Origin of the sequence: Mycobacterium ahvazicum (assembly GCF_900176255.2) — a bacterium.
Taxonomy (GTDB): domain Bacteria; phylum Actinomycetota; class Actinomycetes; order Mycobacteriales; family Mycobacteriaceae; genus Mycobacterium; species Mycobacterium ahvazicum.
Map to the genome: position 1 here is coordinate 127,254 of NZ_FXEG02000006.1, position 14,545 is coordinate 141,798.

General features: G+C 62.9%; 12 protein-coding genes and 1 pseudogene. 10 read left to right on the top strand and 3 right to left on the bottom strand.

The annotated features are described in order from the left end of the window. Nucleotides 1-17 precede the first annotated feature (17 nt). The 8 genes from MAAFP003_RS27695 (at nucleotide 18) to MAAFP003_RS27730 (ending at nucleotide 10,452) form a co-directional block, all read left to right on the top strand. The gene (locus MAAFP003_RS27695; protein WP_096290758.1) at nucleotides 18-539 is read left to right on the top strand and encodes a single-stranded DNA-binding protein; all 522 of its coding nucleotides are present in this window, start codon (nucleotides 18-20) and stop codon (nucleotides 537-539) included. 54 nt (nucleotides 540-593) lie between these two features. Then, entirely contained in the window at nucleotides 594-848 is a 255-nt protein-coding gene (gene rpsR / locus MAAFP003_RS27700; protein ID WP_066819628.1) for a 30S ribosomal protein S18, read from the top strand. Between the two features lie 31 nt (nucleotides 849-879). Further along, nucleotides 880-1,338, top strand: a complete 459-nt coding sequence (gene rplI, locus MAAFP003_RS27705; RefSeq protein ID WP_036465646.1) for a 50S ribosomal protein L9 — start codon at nucleotides 880-882, stop codon at nucleotides 1,336-1,338. A gap of 526 nt (nucleotides 1,339-1,864) precedes the next feature. Continuing rightward, entirely contained in the window at nucleotides 1,865-4,492 is a 2,628-nt protein-coding gene (dnaB, locus tag MAAFP003_RS27710; protein WP_096290759.1) for a replicative DNA helicase, read from the top strand. Between the two features lie 155 nt (nucleotides 4,493-4,647). Further along, nucleotides 4,648-6,378 (top strand): TniQ family protein, encoded by a 1,731-nt coding sequence (locus MAAFP003_RS27715; RefSeq protein ID WP_084163669.1) that lies wholly within the window; start codon nucleotides 4,648-4,650, stop codon nucleotides 6,376-6,378. A 144-nt stretch (nucleotides 6,379-6,522) separates the two neighbouring features. Continuing rightward, complete coding sequence (locus MAAFP003_RS27720) at nucleotides 6,523-7,290, top strand: TnsA-like heteromeric transposase endonuclease subunit (RefSeq protein ID WP_051641696.1); 768 nt, start codon at nucleotides 6,523-6,525, stop codon at nucleotides 7,288-7,290. Beyond that, the gene (locus MAAFP003_RS27725; protein ID WP_051641697.1) at nucleotides 7,283-9,421 is read left to right on the top strand and encodes a DDE-type integrase/transposase/recombinase; all 2,139 of its coding nucleotides are present in this window, start codon (nucleotides 7,283-7,285) and stop codon (nucleotides 9,419-9,421) included. The genes MAAFP003_RS27720 and MAAFP003_RS27725 overlap by 8 nt, the downstream gene beginning before the upstream one ends. Nucleotides 9,422-9,489: 68 nt before the next feature. Continuing rightward, nucleotides 9,490-10,452 (top strand): TniB family NTP-binding protein, encoded by a 963-nt coding sequence (locus MAAFP003_RS27730; protein ID WP_243394243.1) that lies wholly within the window; start codon nucleotides 9,490-9,492, stop codon nucleotides 10,450-10,452. A 157-nt stretch (nucleotides 10,453-10,609) separates the two neighbouring features. On the opposite strand, the gene istB is transcribed toward MAAFP003_RS27730, so the two are convergent. Then, nucleotides 10,610-11,437: an IS21-like element helper ATPase IstB gene (istB, locus tag MAAFP003_RS27735; protein ID WP_036473627.1), complete on the bottom strand. Its 828-nt coding sequence runs from the start codon at nucleotides 11,435-11,437 to the stop codon at nucleotides 10,610-10,612. A gap of 133 nt (nucleotides 11,438-11,570) precedes the next feature. On the opposite strand from istB, the gene MAAFP003_RS30195 reads away from it, so the two are divergent. Then, on the top strand, nucleotides 11,571-11,702 hold the full coding sequence (locus tag MAAFP003_RS30195) for a hypothetical protein (RefSeq protein WP_407067539.1): 132 nt from the start codon (nucleotides 11,571-11,573) through the stop codon (nucleotides 11,700-11,702). Here MAAFP003_RS30195 and MAAFP003_RS27740 read toward each other — a convergent pair. Next, nucleotides 11,699-12,466 carry a Mu transposase domain-containing protein gene (locus tag MAAFP003_RS27740; protein ID WP_407067538.1) on the bottom strand — a complete coding sequence of 256 codons (768 nt, stop codon included), beginning with the start codon at nucleotides 12,464-12,466 and terminating at the stop codon, nucleotides 11,699-11,701. The two genes, MAAFP003_RS30195 and MAAFP003_RS27740, sit on opposite strands and share 4 nt — an antisense overlap. Nucleotides 12,467-12,705: 239 nt before the next feature. Here MAAFP003_RS27740 and MAAFP003_RS27745 point away from each other — a divergent pair, with 239 nt between their 5' ends. Further along, nucleotides 12,706-13,776, top strand: a complete 1,071-nt coding sequence (locus MAAFP003_RS27745; RefSeq protein ID WP_198049006.1) for an IS110 family RNA-guided transposase — start codon at nucleotides 12,706-12,708, stop codon at nucleotides 13,774-13,776. Nucleotide 13,777: 1 nt separating this feature from the next. Here the strand turns inward: MAAFP003_RS27745 and MAAFP003_RS27750 are convergent. Then, nucleotides 13,778-14,281: pseudogene (locus tag MAAFP003_RS27750) on the bottom strand (IS21 family transposase); the annotation flags it as partial. Nucleotides 14,282-14,545: the final 264 nt, after the last annotated feature.

Consider the following 14,545-nt stretch of genomic DNA (forward strand, 5'->3'; position numbering starts at 1 on the left):
AGACCCAGGAGGCACCAGTGGCTGGTGACACCACTATCACCGTTGTCGGAAACCTGACTGCCGACCCTGAACTGCGGTTCACGCCGTCGGGTGCTGCCGTCGCGAATTTCACCGTGGCGTCCACACCCCGGATGTACGACCGCCAAAGCGGGGAATGGAAAGACGGCGAGGCGCTGTTCTTGCGGTGCAACATCTGGCGCGAAGCCGCGGAGAATGTCGCGGAAAGCCTCACCCGTGGATCACGGGTGATCGTCACCGGACGGCTCAAGCAACGCTCGTTCGAAACCCGCGAAGGTGAGAAGCGCACCGTCGTCGAGGTTGAGGTCGACGAGATCGGGCCCTCGCTGCGCTACGCGACCGCCAAGGTCAACAAGGCCAGCCGCAGTGGCGGCGGAGGCGGCGGATTCGGCAGCGGCGGTGGCGGATCCCGCCAGTCGGCTCCCGCCCAGTCGGGCGGCGGCGCACCGGCGGACGACCCGTGGGGCAGTGCCCCGGCATCGGGTTCCTTCGCCGGCGGCGACGAAGAACCTCCGTTCTGACGTCAAACACCTTCGAACCACACAAGACCAGTAGCAAACGGAAAGTAAAAACACATGCCCAAGTCCACGAAACGGCGCCCGGCCCCGGAAAAGCCGATCAAGACGCGTAAGTGCGTCTTTTGCTCGAAGAAGGGGCAATCGATCGACTACAAGGACACGACACTGCTGCGCACCTACATCAGTGAGCGCGGCAAAATCCGGGCTCGCCGGGTCACCGGTAACTGCGTGCAGCACCAGCGCGACATCGCGATCGCGGTGAAGAACGCCCGCGAGGTGGCTCTGCTGCCCTTCACGTCGTCGGCGCGATAACCGCCGGACCCAACCGAAAGTACGAATAACGATGAAGCTGATTCTGACGGCCGACGTCGACCATCTCGGTACCGTCGGCGAGACTGTCGAGGTCAAGGACGGGTACGGCCGTAACTTCCTCCTTCCGCGTGGCCTGGCGATCGTTGCCTCACGTGGCGCACAGAAGCAGGCCGACGAGATCCGCCGGGCCCGCGAGACCAAGGCCGTGCGCGATCTCGGCCACGCCAACGAGATCAAGACGGCGATCGAGGCGCTCGGTCCGGTCTCACTGCCGGTGAAGACGGCGGCCGATTCGGGCAAGTTGTTCGGCTCGGTGACGGCCGGGGATGTCGCCGCAGCAATCAAGAAGGCCGGCGGCCCTAATCTCGACAAGCGCATTATTCGGCTGCCCAAGTCGCATATCAAGGCGGTCGGCACCCATTCGGTGGCGGTGCATCTGCACCCCGAGATCAATGTCGACGTTGCGCTGAACGTCGTCGCGGATAGCTAACTCAGCACCGTTCGTTCATATCCGGCGGCTGTCGTTAATCGGCGGCCGCCGGATTTTGTCGTGCCCGCAGAGCGCCGCCGGGTTCCCCTGTGGATGGTCGGCCTGGCGAACTATTTGGGTGACGTCCCAGGGTGCACCCCTTAACCCCCTCGTAACGCGGCGAAAATATGGCCGAAAGCCAACACGCCCGGCACAGTAACCTGCGACGACACGCCGAGGAGATTCTTCTCCACACGAATTCACCACCTCTGTACGACCCTTATCTGCAGGGATGTCGCAGCGCCGCGTTTTGTTCCACAGGTTCTCCACACCCCACTCAACACAGGTGTCGATGGATATGCACACACGATGCACAGCCTTATGAACAGCGGCCCTTTCAACAGCAGGCCAGCAACGTTTACGGTCTTCCCGGCGCAAGGCTTTGCGGGCGCATGGGACCGGACTGGGAGTGCCCTGATCGACGTTGTTGAGTGTCGCCTATCGAATGTATGTTCGTATCATGGTTACCTGAGGGAGGTGTGAGTCCGTGGCTGTCGTAGATGACCTGGCGCCCGGGATGGACTCGTCGCCGCCCAGCGAGGAGTTCAGCCGTCAGCCGCCGCAGGATCTGGCCGCCGAGCAGTCGGTGTTGGGCGGGATGCTGCTGAGCAAGGACGCCATCGCCGATGTGCTCGAGCGGGTGCGGCCCGGCGACTTCTATCGTCCCGCCCACCAGAACGTCTACGACGCGATCCTGGACTTGTACGGCCGCGGGGAGCCCGCCGACGCCGTGACGGTGGCCGCCGAACTGGACCGCCGTGGAATGCTGCGCAGGATCGGTGGAGCGCCTTATCTGCACACCCTGATTTCGACGGTGCCGACCGCCGCCAATGCCGGGTACTACGCGGACATCGTGGCCGAGAAGGCGCTGCTGCGTCGGCTTGTGGAGGCCGGCACGCGGGTCGTGCAGTACGGCTACGCCGGTGCCGAGGGTGCCGATGTCGCCGAAGTGGTGGACCGGGCCCAGGCGGAAATCTACGAGGTCGCCGAGCGGCGAACCTCGGAGGATTTCGTCCCGCTCGAGGACCTGCTGCAGCCGACGATGGACGAGATCGACGCCATCGCCTCGAACGGTGGAGTAGCGCGCGGCGTGCCGACCGGTTTCACCGAACTCGACGAGGTGACCAACGGTCTGCACGCCGGGCAGATGATCATCGTGGCGGCGAGGCCTGGAGTCGGGAAGGCGCTCGGACTCGACACGCCGCTGCCCACGCCGACCGGTTGGACGACCATGCGTGACGTCGCGGTCGGCGACCAGTTGATCGGCGACGACGGGCTGCCCACGCGCGTGGTGGCCGCCACCGAAATCATGCTCGGGCGCCCGTGCTACGAGGTGGAGTTCTCCGACGGGACGGTGATCATCGCCGACGCCGAGCACCAGTGGTTGACCGATACCCGCGCCTCCAGGAAGTCAGCACAAGCGGCGGCGGTCGGCTACAACCGTTGCAAGAATCAGCGCACCTTCGCGGCGGTGCGCACGACGGCCGAGATCGCGGCAACTCTGCGTTGCGACACGCTAGATCGTCGACTGAACCACAGCGTGGTCAACGCGCGCGCACTTGACCTGCCGGATCGCGAATTATTAGTCCCCGCATACACTCTCGGCGCCTGGCTTGGCGACCGCACAAGTGCCGCCGCTCAGATCACCACGGCCGATGCCGAAATCATCATGCGCATCGAAGCCGACGGCTTCGTGGCGGTTCCGTCGTCCTCGGCTCGATACCGCTACCAGCTGCGGTTGCCTGCCGAGGCCGAGACGGCGCCCCGCGCGTGCGTGGTCTGCGGCAAGCCCTTCGTTCCCCAGACCAGCCAGGTGCGCACCTGCGGACGCTCCTGCGGTGGACGGGCCAGGTTTGTCTCTGCGCCGGTGCCGGCTCCGAGCTGCGTTCGCTGTGGGGGGCCGTCGTGCGGGTTGCGTTTGTGCCAGAACTGCCATTCAGCGGTGGGGACGTTGCAGGCGCGACTGCGGACCCTGGGAGTGCTTGGTAGCAAGCACATTCCGATGCAATACCTGCGGGGGTCCGAGACACAGCGGCGCGCTCTGCTTGCGGGCCTGCTCGACACTGACGGAACGGTGACGGCGGGCGGGGCCGTCCAATTCTCGGTCACTAACCAGCGGCTTGCATCCGATGTCGCCGAGCTGGTCGTGAGCCTTGGCTATCGCTGCCAAACCTCGACGAAGCGGGTGCTAGGCCGCTGCGAGTCATCCAGCATCGCTTACACGCTGACGTTCTCCACCGACGACACGGTGTTCGGGTTGCAGCGGAAAACCCTGCTGCACAAGGAGCGTCGGGCCGCCGTCAACACCCAGCGCTCTGGATCACGCTTCATTGTGGACGTCCGCCGGATCGAGTCGGTTCCCGTGCGGTGCGTCGAAGTGGACAACGACAGCCACATGTACCTGGCGAGCAACGCCATGGTTCCGACGCATAACTCCACGCTGGGTCTGGATTTTTTGCGGTCGTGCTCCATCAAGCACCGGATGGCCAGCGTTATCTTCTCGCTGGAGATGAGTAAGTCCGAGATCGTCATGCGGCTGCTGTCGGCGGAAGCGAAAATCAAGCTCGCCGACATGCGTTCGGGCCGGATGAACGACGACGACTGGACGCGGCTGGCGCGGCGAATGAGCGAAATCAGCGAGGCGCCACTGTATATCGACGACTCGCCGAACCTGACCATGATGGAGATCCGCGCCAAGGCGCGCCGGCTCAAGCAGAAGGCCGACCTGCGGCTGGTCGTGGTCGATTATCTGCAGCTGATGTCGTCGGGCAAGAAGGTCGAGTCCCGCCAGCTCGAGGTGTCCGAATTCTCAAGGCATCTCAAACTGTTGGCCAAGGAGCTCGAGGTTCCCGTCGTCGCGATCAGTCAGCTGAACCGTGGTCCCGAGCAGCGCACCGACAAGAAGCCGATGCTGTCCGACCTTCGCGAGTCTGGATCGCTGGAGCAGGACGCAGACATGGTAATCCTGCTGAACCGGCCTGACGCTTTTGAGCGTGACGATCCGCGTGGGGGAGAGGCCGACTTCATCCTGGCCAAGCACCGCAACGGCCCGACCAAGACGGTCACCGTTGCGCATCAGCTGCACCTGTCGCGCTTCGCCAACATGGCGCGGTAACGACCGCACGTGTCGAGATGCAATGAAGATTAACAAGCGTGCACTTGTTGTTAAACAACAGCGACAGCCGACCTGAGTGTCTGGCAGACATAAGTGCAGGTCATGCTGGTAACTGTCGACTCGGTCTCAAGACCTTGTCAAAGTAGCTGCTCGAAATGAGAGTCGCGCGACGCTGGCTTCCGCTTCAGGTGCAACCTCTTGAGGGTGAATCGATCGATTCGTGGTTGGAGGCCAGCGCACGTGCAATGGGTGGCACCGTCGGAACTCTTGCGGCGGCCGCGAAGCTTCCGGCTACCGCGAAGCCGCATTGGTTGACCTGGCTGCTGCCGGAGCAGGAACAGTTGCTCGAGGCGGCCACCGGTGTACCGGCGGAGTCGTTCGAAGCGATGACGCTGAGCAAGTACGACGGGACCGCCTTGCATATTGATGCGTACACTGAGCGTCTCAATCCAAAGTTTCCCTTCGGAGCTCTGCCGAGGTCCCGGTTCTGCCCTGCATGCTTATGCGAAACGGGCGGCCGGTGGCAATTGCGCTGGCGCCTCGGTTGGTCCTTCGCGTGCCTGGAACACAATTGCCTCCTTGTTGACCAATGTCCTGGCTGCGGAAGCTATCAGCGATCGACCCAGTACTACCGCCGCATCCAGCCTCCAGCCACCTGCCGTTGCGGTCTTCCACTGGGAACGGTTCCAACGTTGCGGTGGACCGATAGACACAATTTTTCGTGGGCGCAGGAGGCGGTCAATGAGGTTATTGACGACGGCTACGCTGATTTCGGAATCTTTGACACCCACGTACGGCTTTTGCAGGAGGTCCTGGAGGCTGTCAGAAGCCTTGCCAACAGGATCTTGAACTATTCGTCGACCCACGGCCTGACGATTGAGGACGTTGAGGATGACCTGACGGGTGAGCATACGGTAGGTTTCGCGTCCTCACAGGCGCGAGAAACACTGAATAACAAAGCGCCGCTTCGTGCTCTGGATGTTGCAGTCGGTACCACATTGGCCTTGAAGGTGTTGTGGGACGCAAGCGTGACCGACTGTGGGATGGCCGCCCGATGGTTCATTGCAGGGCAGAACGCCACCAGCGGCCCAGCGGAAATCCGCTCATGCGCGCGAGATAGCGACATCGCCGCTGCCATCGTGTTGAAGGCGCGTAACGCCGATATGGGTCCTGAACTCCAGCTGCGATACCGCTCTGCAACGACGCTGCCGTGCGCACCGAGCCCGGGGCAGAAGCGAATCCAGAAGAAGGCTGCCCGGCTGCCGGCGGCAATCTGGTCGCAATGGGCGTCTGTGTTGCTATCGGGACGTCGCAAGACTTTGGTACTTCGCGAGACATTGTCGTGCGCCACACTGCTCGTGGGTGCAACCATCAGACCCGTTGCGGCAGTGCGCCTCCTAGGCGTCGTCGAGAGCCACAGCATTTTGAATAACAGGCTGTGGGTTTTGTGCGACTCAAGCTACTGGGAGCCGATGCAGCAGGCGCTCGTCCGGTTAAGCGACTTCCTAGAGCAGGGCGACGGTGGCCGGATCAACTACGAGCGCCGCCGCCAGCTCGATTACTCCCTGTTGGTCAGCGATGACTTCTGGCAGCAACAGGTAGAAGGCGATGCTGGCTCGCTGCCGACGGTGAGCTCGGTTGTGGCCGCGCGTTGTTATTTGATTGAACGAATAAGTGGGTCCCCGCGTCTCGCCCTTCATTTCCACCCCGAGTTGGACTACTGGAGTTTGACGAAGCTCGTGGCCGCTTTCACGGCGCACCTGACCGAGCCGACGGTGGCGGCGCTGGATCAGCGTGCACGGAGCTTCCTTGCGGAGCAGGGAGTCAGTGAACCGGTGTACTGGCACCCGCCTCTTAAACTGCTTGAGGGACTTGACTTCTCGTAGGTGGCACACGGAACCGTGAGTGCACAGCAAATGCTGTGCACGAGTGAAAATGCACGTAAAAGTTTCGAAAATCGACCCAGTAGCTACCTCCAAACTGCATATCGTGGCGCACCTGACCCTACGTCGAAGGTGGAGGTAAATCCGATGAGTCGCAACAATGCACGGCAAAATGGTCAAGGCGGAGCAGATGGCGTCGTGCAGCTTGAGTGGACACTGCGTTTCCGCGACGGTGTGAAAACCGTATGGCTATGGCAAGTCCAAGGTGCTCCACCACTGGACCTGCTGGCTCCGATCCGGACGCCTAGGTCGTCGGCGAGTAATCGCCATATCCCAGTGTCGGCTTACACATTTACCAATTCTGGTGTCGTACATCTGGAATCAGGGCTTGAGCACGACCTGGTTCGCATGCTCGATCGTGACTCCACCGTCTTACGAATAATTTCCCAACCATTCCGGTTGTCATGGCATACCGAAGAACCGGTTACCCACTTCCCCGACCTATTGACCCAGCACATCGATGGCAGTGTCACCGTATGGGATGTCAGACCGCAAGAAAAGCAAGACGACGACTTTCAGGCCAAGAGCGTCGTCACCCGCCGTGCCTGCGAGCGGGTCGGATGGCGCTACACGGTGTTCGCCGGAACGACCGTAACGGAACGAATGAACATGTTGTGGCTGCACGGATTTCGCCACAGGCCTCCATGGGCAACGCATTTCGAGGAACAGATACAGCAGCTGGCTGAATGTGGCGACACGACGGTGGGCTCGCTTCTTTCGGCAGATGACGGGACCGGCGAACTCAAAACGGTGGTCTGGCACATGGTGTGGACGGGCGCATTGGACATCGACATGACCGTGCCGTGGACGCTGCACACACCCGTTGTAGTGAGCAAGGAGATGAGCCATGTCTAGCGGCCGTACCAGCCTTGTCGAAGGAACACGCGTACTGACTTATCGAGGGTTCGCGGTCATCGACAAAGTCGAAGCAGCCGGCGTCATCTTGCAGCATGCCTCCGGCGACACAACGAAAACCGGTTATGCGGAAATTGATTCAATCCGCACCCTTGACAACGGCGAAGTGTCAGCCCTCTGCGAACCGCTTCGCCCACGGTGGGACGCCCTCAGCGACGAAGCCCGCGAGTCGGCGCTGTTCAAGTTGGGAATTGTTCAAGAGATCTTGACCGGTTACCGAGACGGCCATCCCGCTCTGGCACGTCCTGGCGAGCCGAGACCGCCGTTCGGTCCGAGTGGGGCTTCGGAGAGCCAGCGCTGCACTGCGATGGCCATGGAATTGAATCTTGGAGCGCAACTCGATCGCAAACCGCCCCGCCGAATCCAGGACGAGGATTGCAGCACAGCGCATTACAGCCCGGTCACGATCAGAAGCTGGGTACGCGGGTTCAAAGAGCGTGGCCTGCTCGCGCTGATCGACGCACGAAGTACTCGCCAAAGCAAGTCTTGGGAGTTGATCGACGAGCGATACCGCCAGGTGGCCACCCAGATAGTCGACACCTTGGACGGGGACCGATCGACCATCTCCAACCAGGAGGTCGATCGCCGAACCAGAGTTCGACTGAAGGAAAACGGGATTGAGGACTTCCAGGCACCGCAGAGAATCACCCGCCAGTTCCTGGCTGCCCTCAAACGGGAGCGAGGAGCAACGACGCGTGCACAAAAGAGCCGGAAGCTCCGCAAGGTTTCAGGCGCAAAACACTACCCGGCGATTCGCCCGGGCCAGGTGGTCGCCATCGACGTCACCCGCGCCGACAATCTCGTCTACGACACACTGACCGGCCGCGCATGCAGCGTGGAAATCATCACCGCCATCGATGTCGCGACCCGCGTGGTTCTCGCGCTACGCGTCGTTCCCAGAAGCGCCAATGGTATCGAGGCAGGGCTGCTGCTCTACGACATCTGCCGCCCCTTCTCATTGCTGGTCGAGGGCACGTCCATCAGTCAATGGAGGTGGGCGGGCCTGCCTGGGCAGCTCGACCTCCGCGGCGTGGCCGTACGGGTGGGCAAGCGCCTGCTGGCACCGGACTTCAGCACTCTGCAGGGCGAGCACGGCGTTCCGTCCGTGCTACCGGATGCCATCCGATGCGACCACGGATCAATCTTCGTCTCTCAACATTTCCGGGCGCTGCTAGCGACCCTGGGAATCGATCTGATGCTCAATCGCGGCGGCAAGGCCAACGACAACCCACATGTGGAACGTTGGCACGAAACCATTCAGCGTGGGTTGCAGCAGATCCCGGGATACAAGGGCCGCAACACCTCTGAGCGCGGCAGACTGGTTAGCGATGAGCCCCTGTTGACCGCATCGCAGCTGCGGGATCACTTACGTCGTTTCGTCGCACTCGATTACCACCGCAGCGCGCATGAGGGCCTGATCCTGCCCGGTGAAGAGGAGGCAAGGATGTGCCCTCTCGAGATGTGGGATGCGATGACTGAACTCACTGGGCGAATCGATGTGCCGCAAAATCCGGATCTGATCTACCAGTTCCTCCCGGTTCGATGGGGGACCATCAGCCACGCCGGTGTGGAGTTCAAGAACCTGGTGTACGACTCGCTGAAAGTCTTTGAGCCCTATCGTTCGGTGCCAGTCGGGCAGTTCCGACCTGAAGACCGCGCGGCACCCTTCTTCTACGATCCGCAAGATCTCTCGCGGATCTGGTTTCGCGATCCCGCGACGAACCGAGTCGAACCCATTGAATGGCGCGGCTCTGACCACACCGTCGCGCCAATGACAGCGGCGATCGTCGACGCCGCGCGGCGACGGATACGCCACCGAGGCGGAAACCTGGTCTTGAATCGGAATTCCGCCACGCGCCAGATCCTCGACGAACTCACCCAGATCACCGAGGCACCTGCAAAACCGAAACTACGCAAGAAGCTCATCGCTGCCCGGTTGCGGGTGGAGCAGGCCAAGGCCGATCACGCCGAGGCGCAGCAGCATCAAGACCAGGTGCAGCCCCCGCGGTCACACCCACGGCGGCCATCGCCGGCGCACGACCTGTGGCCCGAGCTTCCGGAAGGTGCCTAAACGTGGATGCCCAGCTATGGCACGACTACTGCACGATGCAGCCACCAGCAGAGCCCCAACCGGTCACCGTGCGGCAGTGGAAGGTAATGACACGTCAGCAACGGGCAGGCCACATCGACCATTTGACCGAATGGCTACAGAGCCTGTTTCTGCCCACCGGCGACGTGGTGGCGATCTACGACGCTATCGACCACATTGTTCGAATCAACAAGTTGACTCCACCGGGCGCGAAGAGCTTGCCCGCGCTCTCAGGACCGAACTACGCCGGCAAGAGCACGATGATGATGCGTTGGGCGCGCGAGAAGTACTTAGCGTGGATCGCTGACGCCGAACTGGACCCCTACGGGCGGCCGATCATCCGCCCCGAACCGGGGTGGGAAGTCGACCTGGATCCCGTTGTATGGATCGACCTCGACGCCGCTGCCCAGATTAAGGACGTCGACGCAGCAATCCTGGGGTTCTTCCACCTTTCGGCCGAGGGAGCAAAACGCGACATATCGATGGCGGCGATGGACGCGGTTCGAAGACACCGAACACAGATCGTCATTATCGATGACGTTCACCTGCTCAAGACGAACTGGAAATCGGGACGCGACGTGCTCGACCACATCAAGCACCTCAATACACGCCTTGGCCAGATCGGCGTCACACTTGTTCTCATCGGTGCCGATCTCGAAGCCCGAGACCTAGTGCATGACCCACAAATCGCGGCCCGTCTCCGGCTGAATCGGTTCGGGCCGTACGAGATCGACGATCTCGACGCCGATCGGATCGGTTGGCAAGTGATCGTGCGCGATTTCGAGAGACTGCTGCTGCCTCATCTGCCGCGAAGTCGACCGAACGAGCTGCACACCAAGCTTGCGGCCGAGCTCTACCACCGCACGCACGGCTACCTCGGAGACCTCAAAGCGCTGCTCTGCGAGGCGACGATCGGGGCAATCACTGATGGCACCCACAGGATCCTGCTCCGGCATCTCAACGTCGTGACGTTGAGCAAACGTGCAGAGGAACAACGTCTGGTACCCAGCTGAAAAGCTGGGCAACGCCAGCACAAAGTCACGGCGATGGTCCAGTGACCGCTGCGCCGATCGCACCTCCTCGACCGGAATGACGCGCGATGGCTGGTCGCAGGGCGTGTGGTGCGTTTACCGGTGTGCGGACCCAGGTTGAACCTCGAACATCGCAATGTCAACGTGATTTGGCTCCGGTTTGACGGCTTGATTTGGCCCCGGTCGTGTTGGGGGGTTTCGCGTTTCGTGCGTGGGCGAGTCGGTAGGAGGTGCTGCCGGTTTCGATGATCTGTCCGGCGAAGGTGAGCCGGTCGACGATGGCGGCGCAGAGTCGGGGGTCGGTGAAGGTCTTCGTCCAGGAGGAGAACGGCTCATTGGAGGCAATGGCGATCGCGGAGCGTTCTTCTCGTTCGGTGAGGACTTGGAAGAGCAGCTCGGCGCCGCGGCGGTCCAGTTGCAGGTATCCCAGTTCATCGACCAGGAGCAGATCGACGCGGCCGTAGCGGGTGATGAGTTTGGTCAGGTGTTTGTCATCGGCGGCTTCGACGAGTTCATTGACCAGCTTGCTGGCCAGGGTGTAGCGGACGGTGTAGCCGGCTTCGGCGGCCAGGGTGCCCAGGGCGATGAGTAGGTGACTTTTCCCGGTGCCGGAGTCACCGATCAAACACAAGGGGTATCCGGCTTTGACCCAGTCGCAGCTGGCCAGCTGGCCGATGATCGCGGGGTTGATGGCGGGGTTGGCCTCATAAAAGAAGTCCTCCAAGCGTTTAGGGCGGGGGAAGCCGGCGTCGCGGATACGCCGGTCCGCGCGGCGGCGGGTGCGGTCGTCGCATTCTGCAATCACCAACTCGGAGAGGAACTCGAGATAGGTCAGATGTTCACGTTGCGCGGGGGTGGCGGCGATCTCGCTGAACCGGTCACGGATGGTGGGCAGTCGCAGCATGCGGCAGCCCTGCTCAATGGCCGCGGTGGCGGCCTGCTCGGTGACTGCGCGTCGGGCGGTCATGAGGTCTCCCTGCCGAGCAGGATGTCGTATTTGTCCATGCAGGGCAGCGGCTGCGCGTGGGGGCACCCCGGCGCGGTGGGCGGCCAGGACCAGCACCTGCGCGCCGGGCTGAACCACATCGCCTGCAGGAAGCGTGGTTCGGCGCTCGGTGGCCTTGCGGGCCTCCAGGGCGACCACATCGGGGTTGACCGAGCCGACCGCCAGGGCGGCGGTGATCCCGGCGAGCCCGGTCGAGGTGACGGTGCAGCAACAGGACTTCCACTAGGGCACGGGTGCCCGCCGCGTCGCCGTGGGCCCTGCGGGCGGCGGCCCGGAATCGCTCGTGCCCGGCAGTGAACACCTTGGCCGCACGGGCCTGTGACAACGCGGTCGCCCCGGATAGCGCGCCGGGCTTGCGCAACAAGATCTCCAGATAGTGATCCAGATCAAGGACTTTGGCGCACTTGCCGATCGCCCGCTGATGGCGGGCCACCACCACAGTGCGGTCATGACGGTCACCGTCGAGGCCGACAGCTTCACCCGCAGCCGATGGCCGATGAAACGGGCCGGCACCGAGTACTGGTTGCACCGCACCATCACCTGCGCGTAGCGGTCCACCCGCGGGGTCAGGGTCAGCGTAGTGTCGAACGCCTCGCTGGGCAGCGACCGCAGCAGGGTCTGCTCCATCGCCCAGTCCTGGGCCACGCTGGTGGCCCGGTTGCCGATCCGGCGGGCGTCATCAGCGTCATCGGCGGCTTCCAGCAGGGCGTTGAGTTCATCGATGGAGTTCACCACCGGCATCGGCACGCAGTGGTTGCGGCGAAACCGCCCGCCCTCGTGTCCGGGCTGGCAGTACCAGGCCTCAAATCCGTAATGGGAGCGAAAGGCGATCCAGCGGTCGTTCTCCTGCCGCGAGCGCCCGAACAGCACCTGTTTGACCGCGCTGTTGAGGTTGTCGTAGCGGATCTTGTCCACCGGGACACCGCCGAGCCGTTCGAATGCATGAACGTGGCCCTCCAAAAACGCTTCCTGACCGGCGGTCACAGACACCCGATGCGCTGCCCGGCCCGAGTAGGACAACCTCAGTGTCAGGGTGAGGTTGCCGCTTGTTGCGGTGGTTGGATCCTGATCGCCTGGTGTTTGGCTCGTAGGCTCGTTGCCGCCTTCGGGTTGGCGTTCATGCGTTTTGTCGGCATCAGGTGTGAAGGACCGGCCGGCGTGACTTGATAGGAGCGTGGCATCGCCCCCACTGAGATGTGTCCGCCGACCGGCCCAACCGTCACCTCACAGTGAAGGAGGCAACCTCCATGGTTGTTGTTGGAGCCGATGTCCACAAGCGCACGCATACGTTTGTCGCCGTGGATCAGGTGGGCCGCAAAATCGGCGAGAAGGTCGTCGAGGCCACTACGGTAGGTCATCACCAGGCGATCCGATGGGCTCGCACTCAGTTCGGTGTCGAGCTGGTGTGGGCGATTGAGGATTGCCGACACTTGTCAGCGCGTTTAGAGCGCGATTTGTTGTCCGCCGATCAGAAGGTGGTACGAGTCCCGTCGAAGTTGATGGCCCAGACCCGGGCCTCGGCTCGTACGCGGGGCAAGTCTGATCCGATTGACGCGTTGGCCGTCGCGCGGGCCTACCTGCGTGAGCCCGATCTTCCGGTGGCTTCCCACGATGAACTGTCGCGGGAGTTGAAGCTGCTGGTGGATCGGCGTGAAGACCTTGTGGGGCAACGCACTTCGACGATCAACCGGTTGTTGTGGAGAGTGCACGAATTAGATCCTGGCCAGGCGCCGAAACCGGCGTCGCTGGATCTGGCCAAGCACCGCAGGATGCTCGGTGATTGGTTGGCCGCCCAGCCCGGTCTGGTGGCCGAGTTGGCCCGCGAGGAGTTGGCCGACATCACCCGACTCACCGAGGCCATCAATGCTTTGGCGAAACGGATCGGCGAGCGTGTCCGCGCGATCGCTCCGGCGTTGCTCGCCATGCCCGGCTGCGGCGAGCTCACCGCCGCCAAGATCATCGGCGAAACCGCCGGGGTCGCCCGCTTCAAAAGCGAAGCGGCGTTCGCCCGGCACACCGGCGTGGCGCCTATCCCGGTGTGGTCAGGCAACACCGTCGGCCGGGTCCGGATGACCCGCACCGGCAACCGCCAACTCAACGCCGCTCTGCACCGCATCGCGGTCACCCAGATCCGTCTCGACGGCCTGGGACAGGCCTACTACCGCAGCCGTCTGGCCGCTGGCGACTCCAGCACCGAGGCCCTGCGCTGCCTCAAACGCCGCCTCGCCAGAGTGGTCTTCCATCACCTCCACACCGACCACAACATCCGAACAAAGCCTTGCCAACCGGCAGCGGCTTGACATAGGAGAAACGCATGGTGAACAGCGCCGTTTTCGTCTTCACCCCAGCAAGAATCACCCACAGGTCGTGGAAGTCGACTTCGCCCTGAGCGGCCGGCTCGTAAGTCTGTGGGACGTACCCCAACTCCAACGGCCGGCCTGCTTCAGCCAGAATCTGCGGGCGCCGCTTGCGGACATGATCACGCACCGTCGAGTACGACAACGCCTGCGCGCCATGCTCATCGACCAACCTGGCCAAGACCCGCCGCGCGGTGTGGCGCTGCTTCTTAGGGGCGTCCAGATCGCTGCGCAACATCTCATCAATCGCCGCCTTGAACGGCTCCAACCGCGGCGCTGTCCGCGCCGCCGTCTTGCGCGGCGCCGGCACCGCCGACTCGAGCGCCTGGCGCACCGTGCGCCGATGCACCCCGTGCTTATCGGCCAACGCCCGGATCGACAACCCCTCGACCCGGTGATCACGCCGAATCGCCGCGAACTGCTCCACCTTCGACCTCGCCCTCCGCACGCCTCACACCTCCATGACCGGCAATCCGGACTATCCGGACACCGATCACGCTGGGGTGGGGCCAAATCAAGCCGTCGCAACCATCACGGCGTGTCGAACAAGTGGGGCCAAATCAGACCGTCACAACAACACTCCGTCGCCACACAGATGGGGCCAAATCAAGCCGCCCCCTGGGGCCAATTCAGACTGTCACGGCCATCGAACAGACGGGCAGCAGCCGCCCACTGAGGCCCGAAGGCGAAGACGCTTACGCCACAGCGAGAT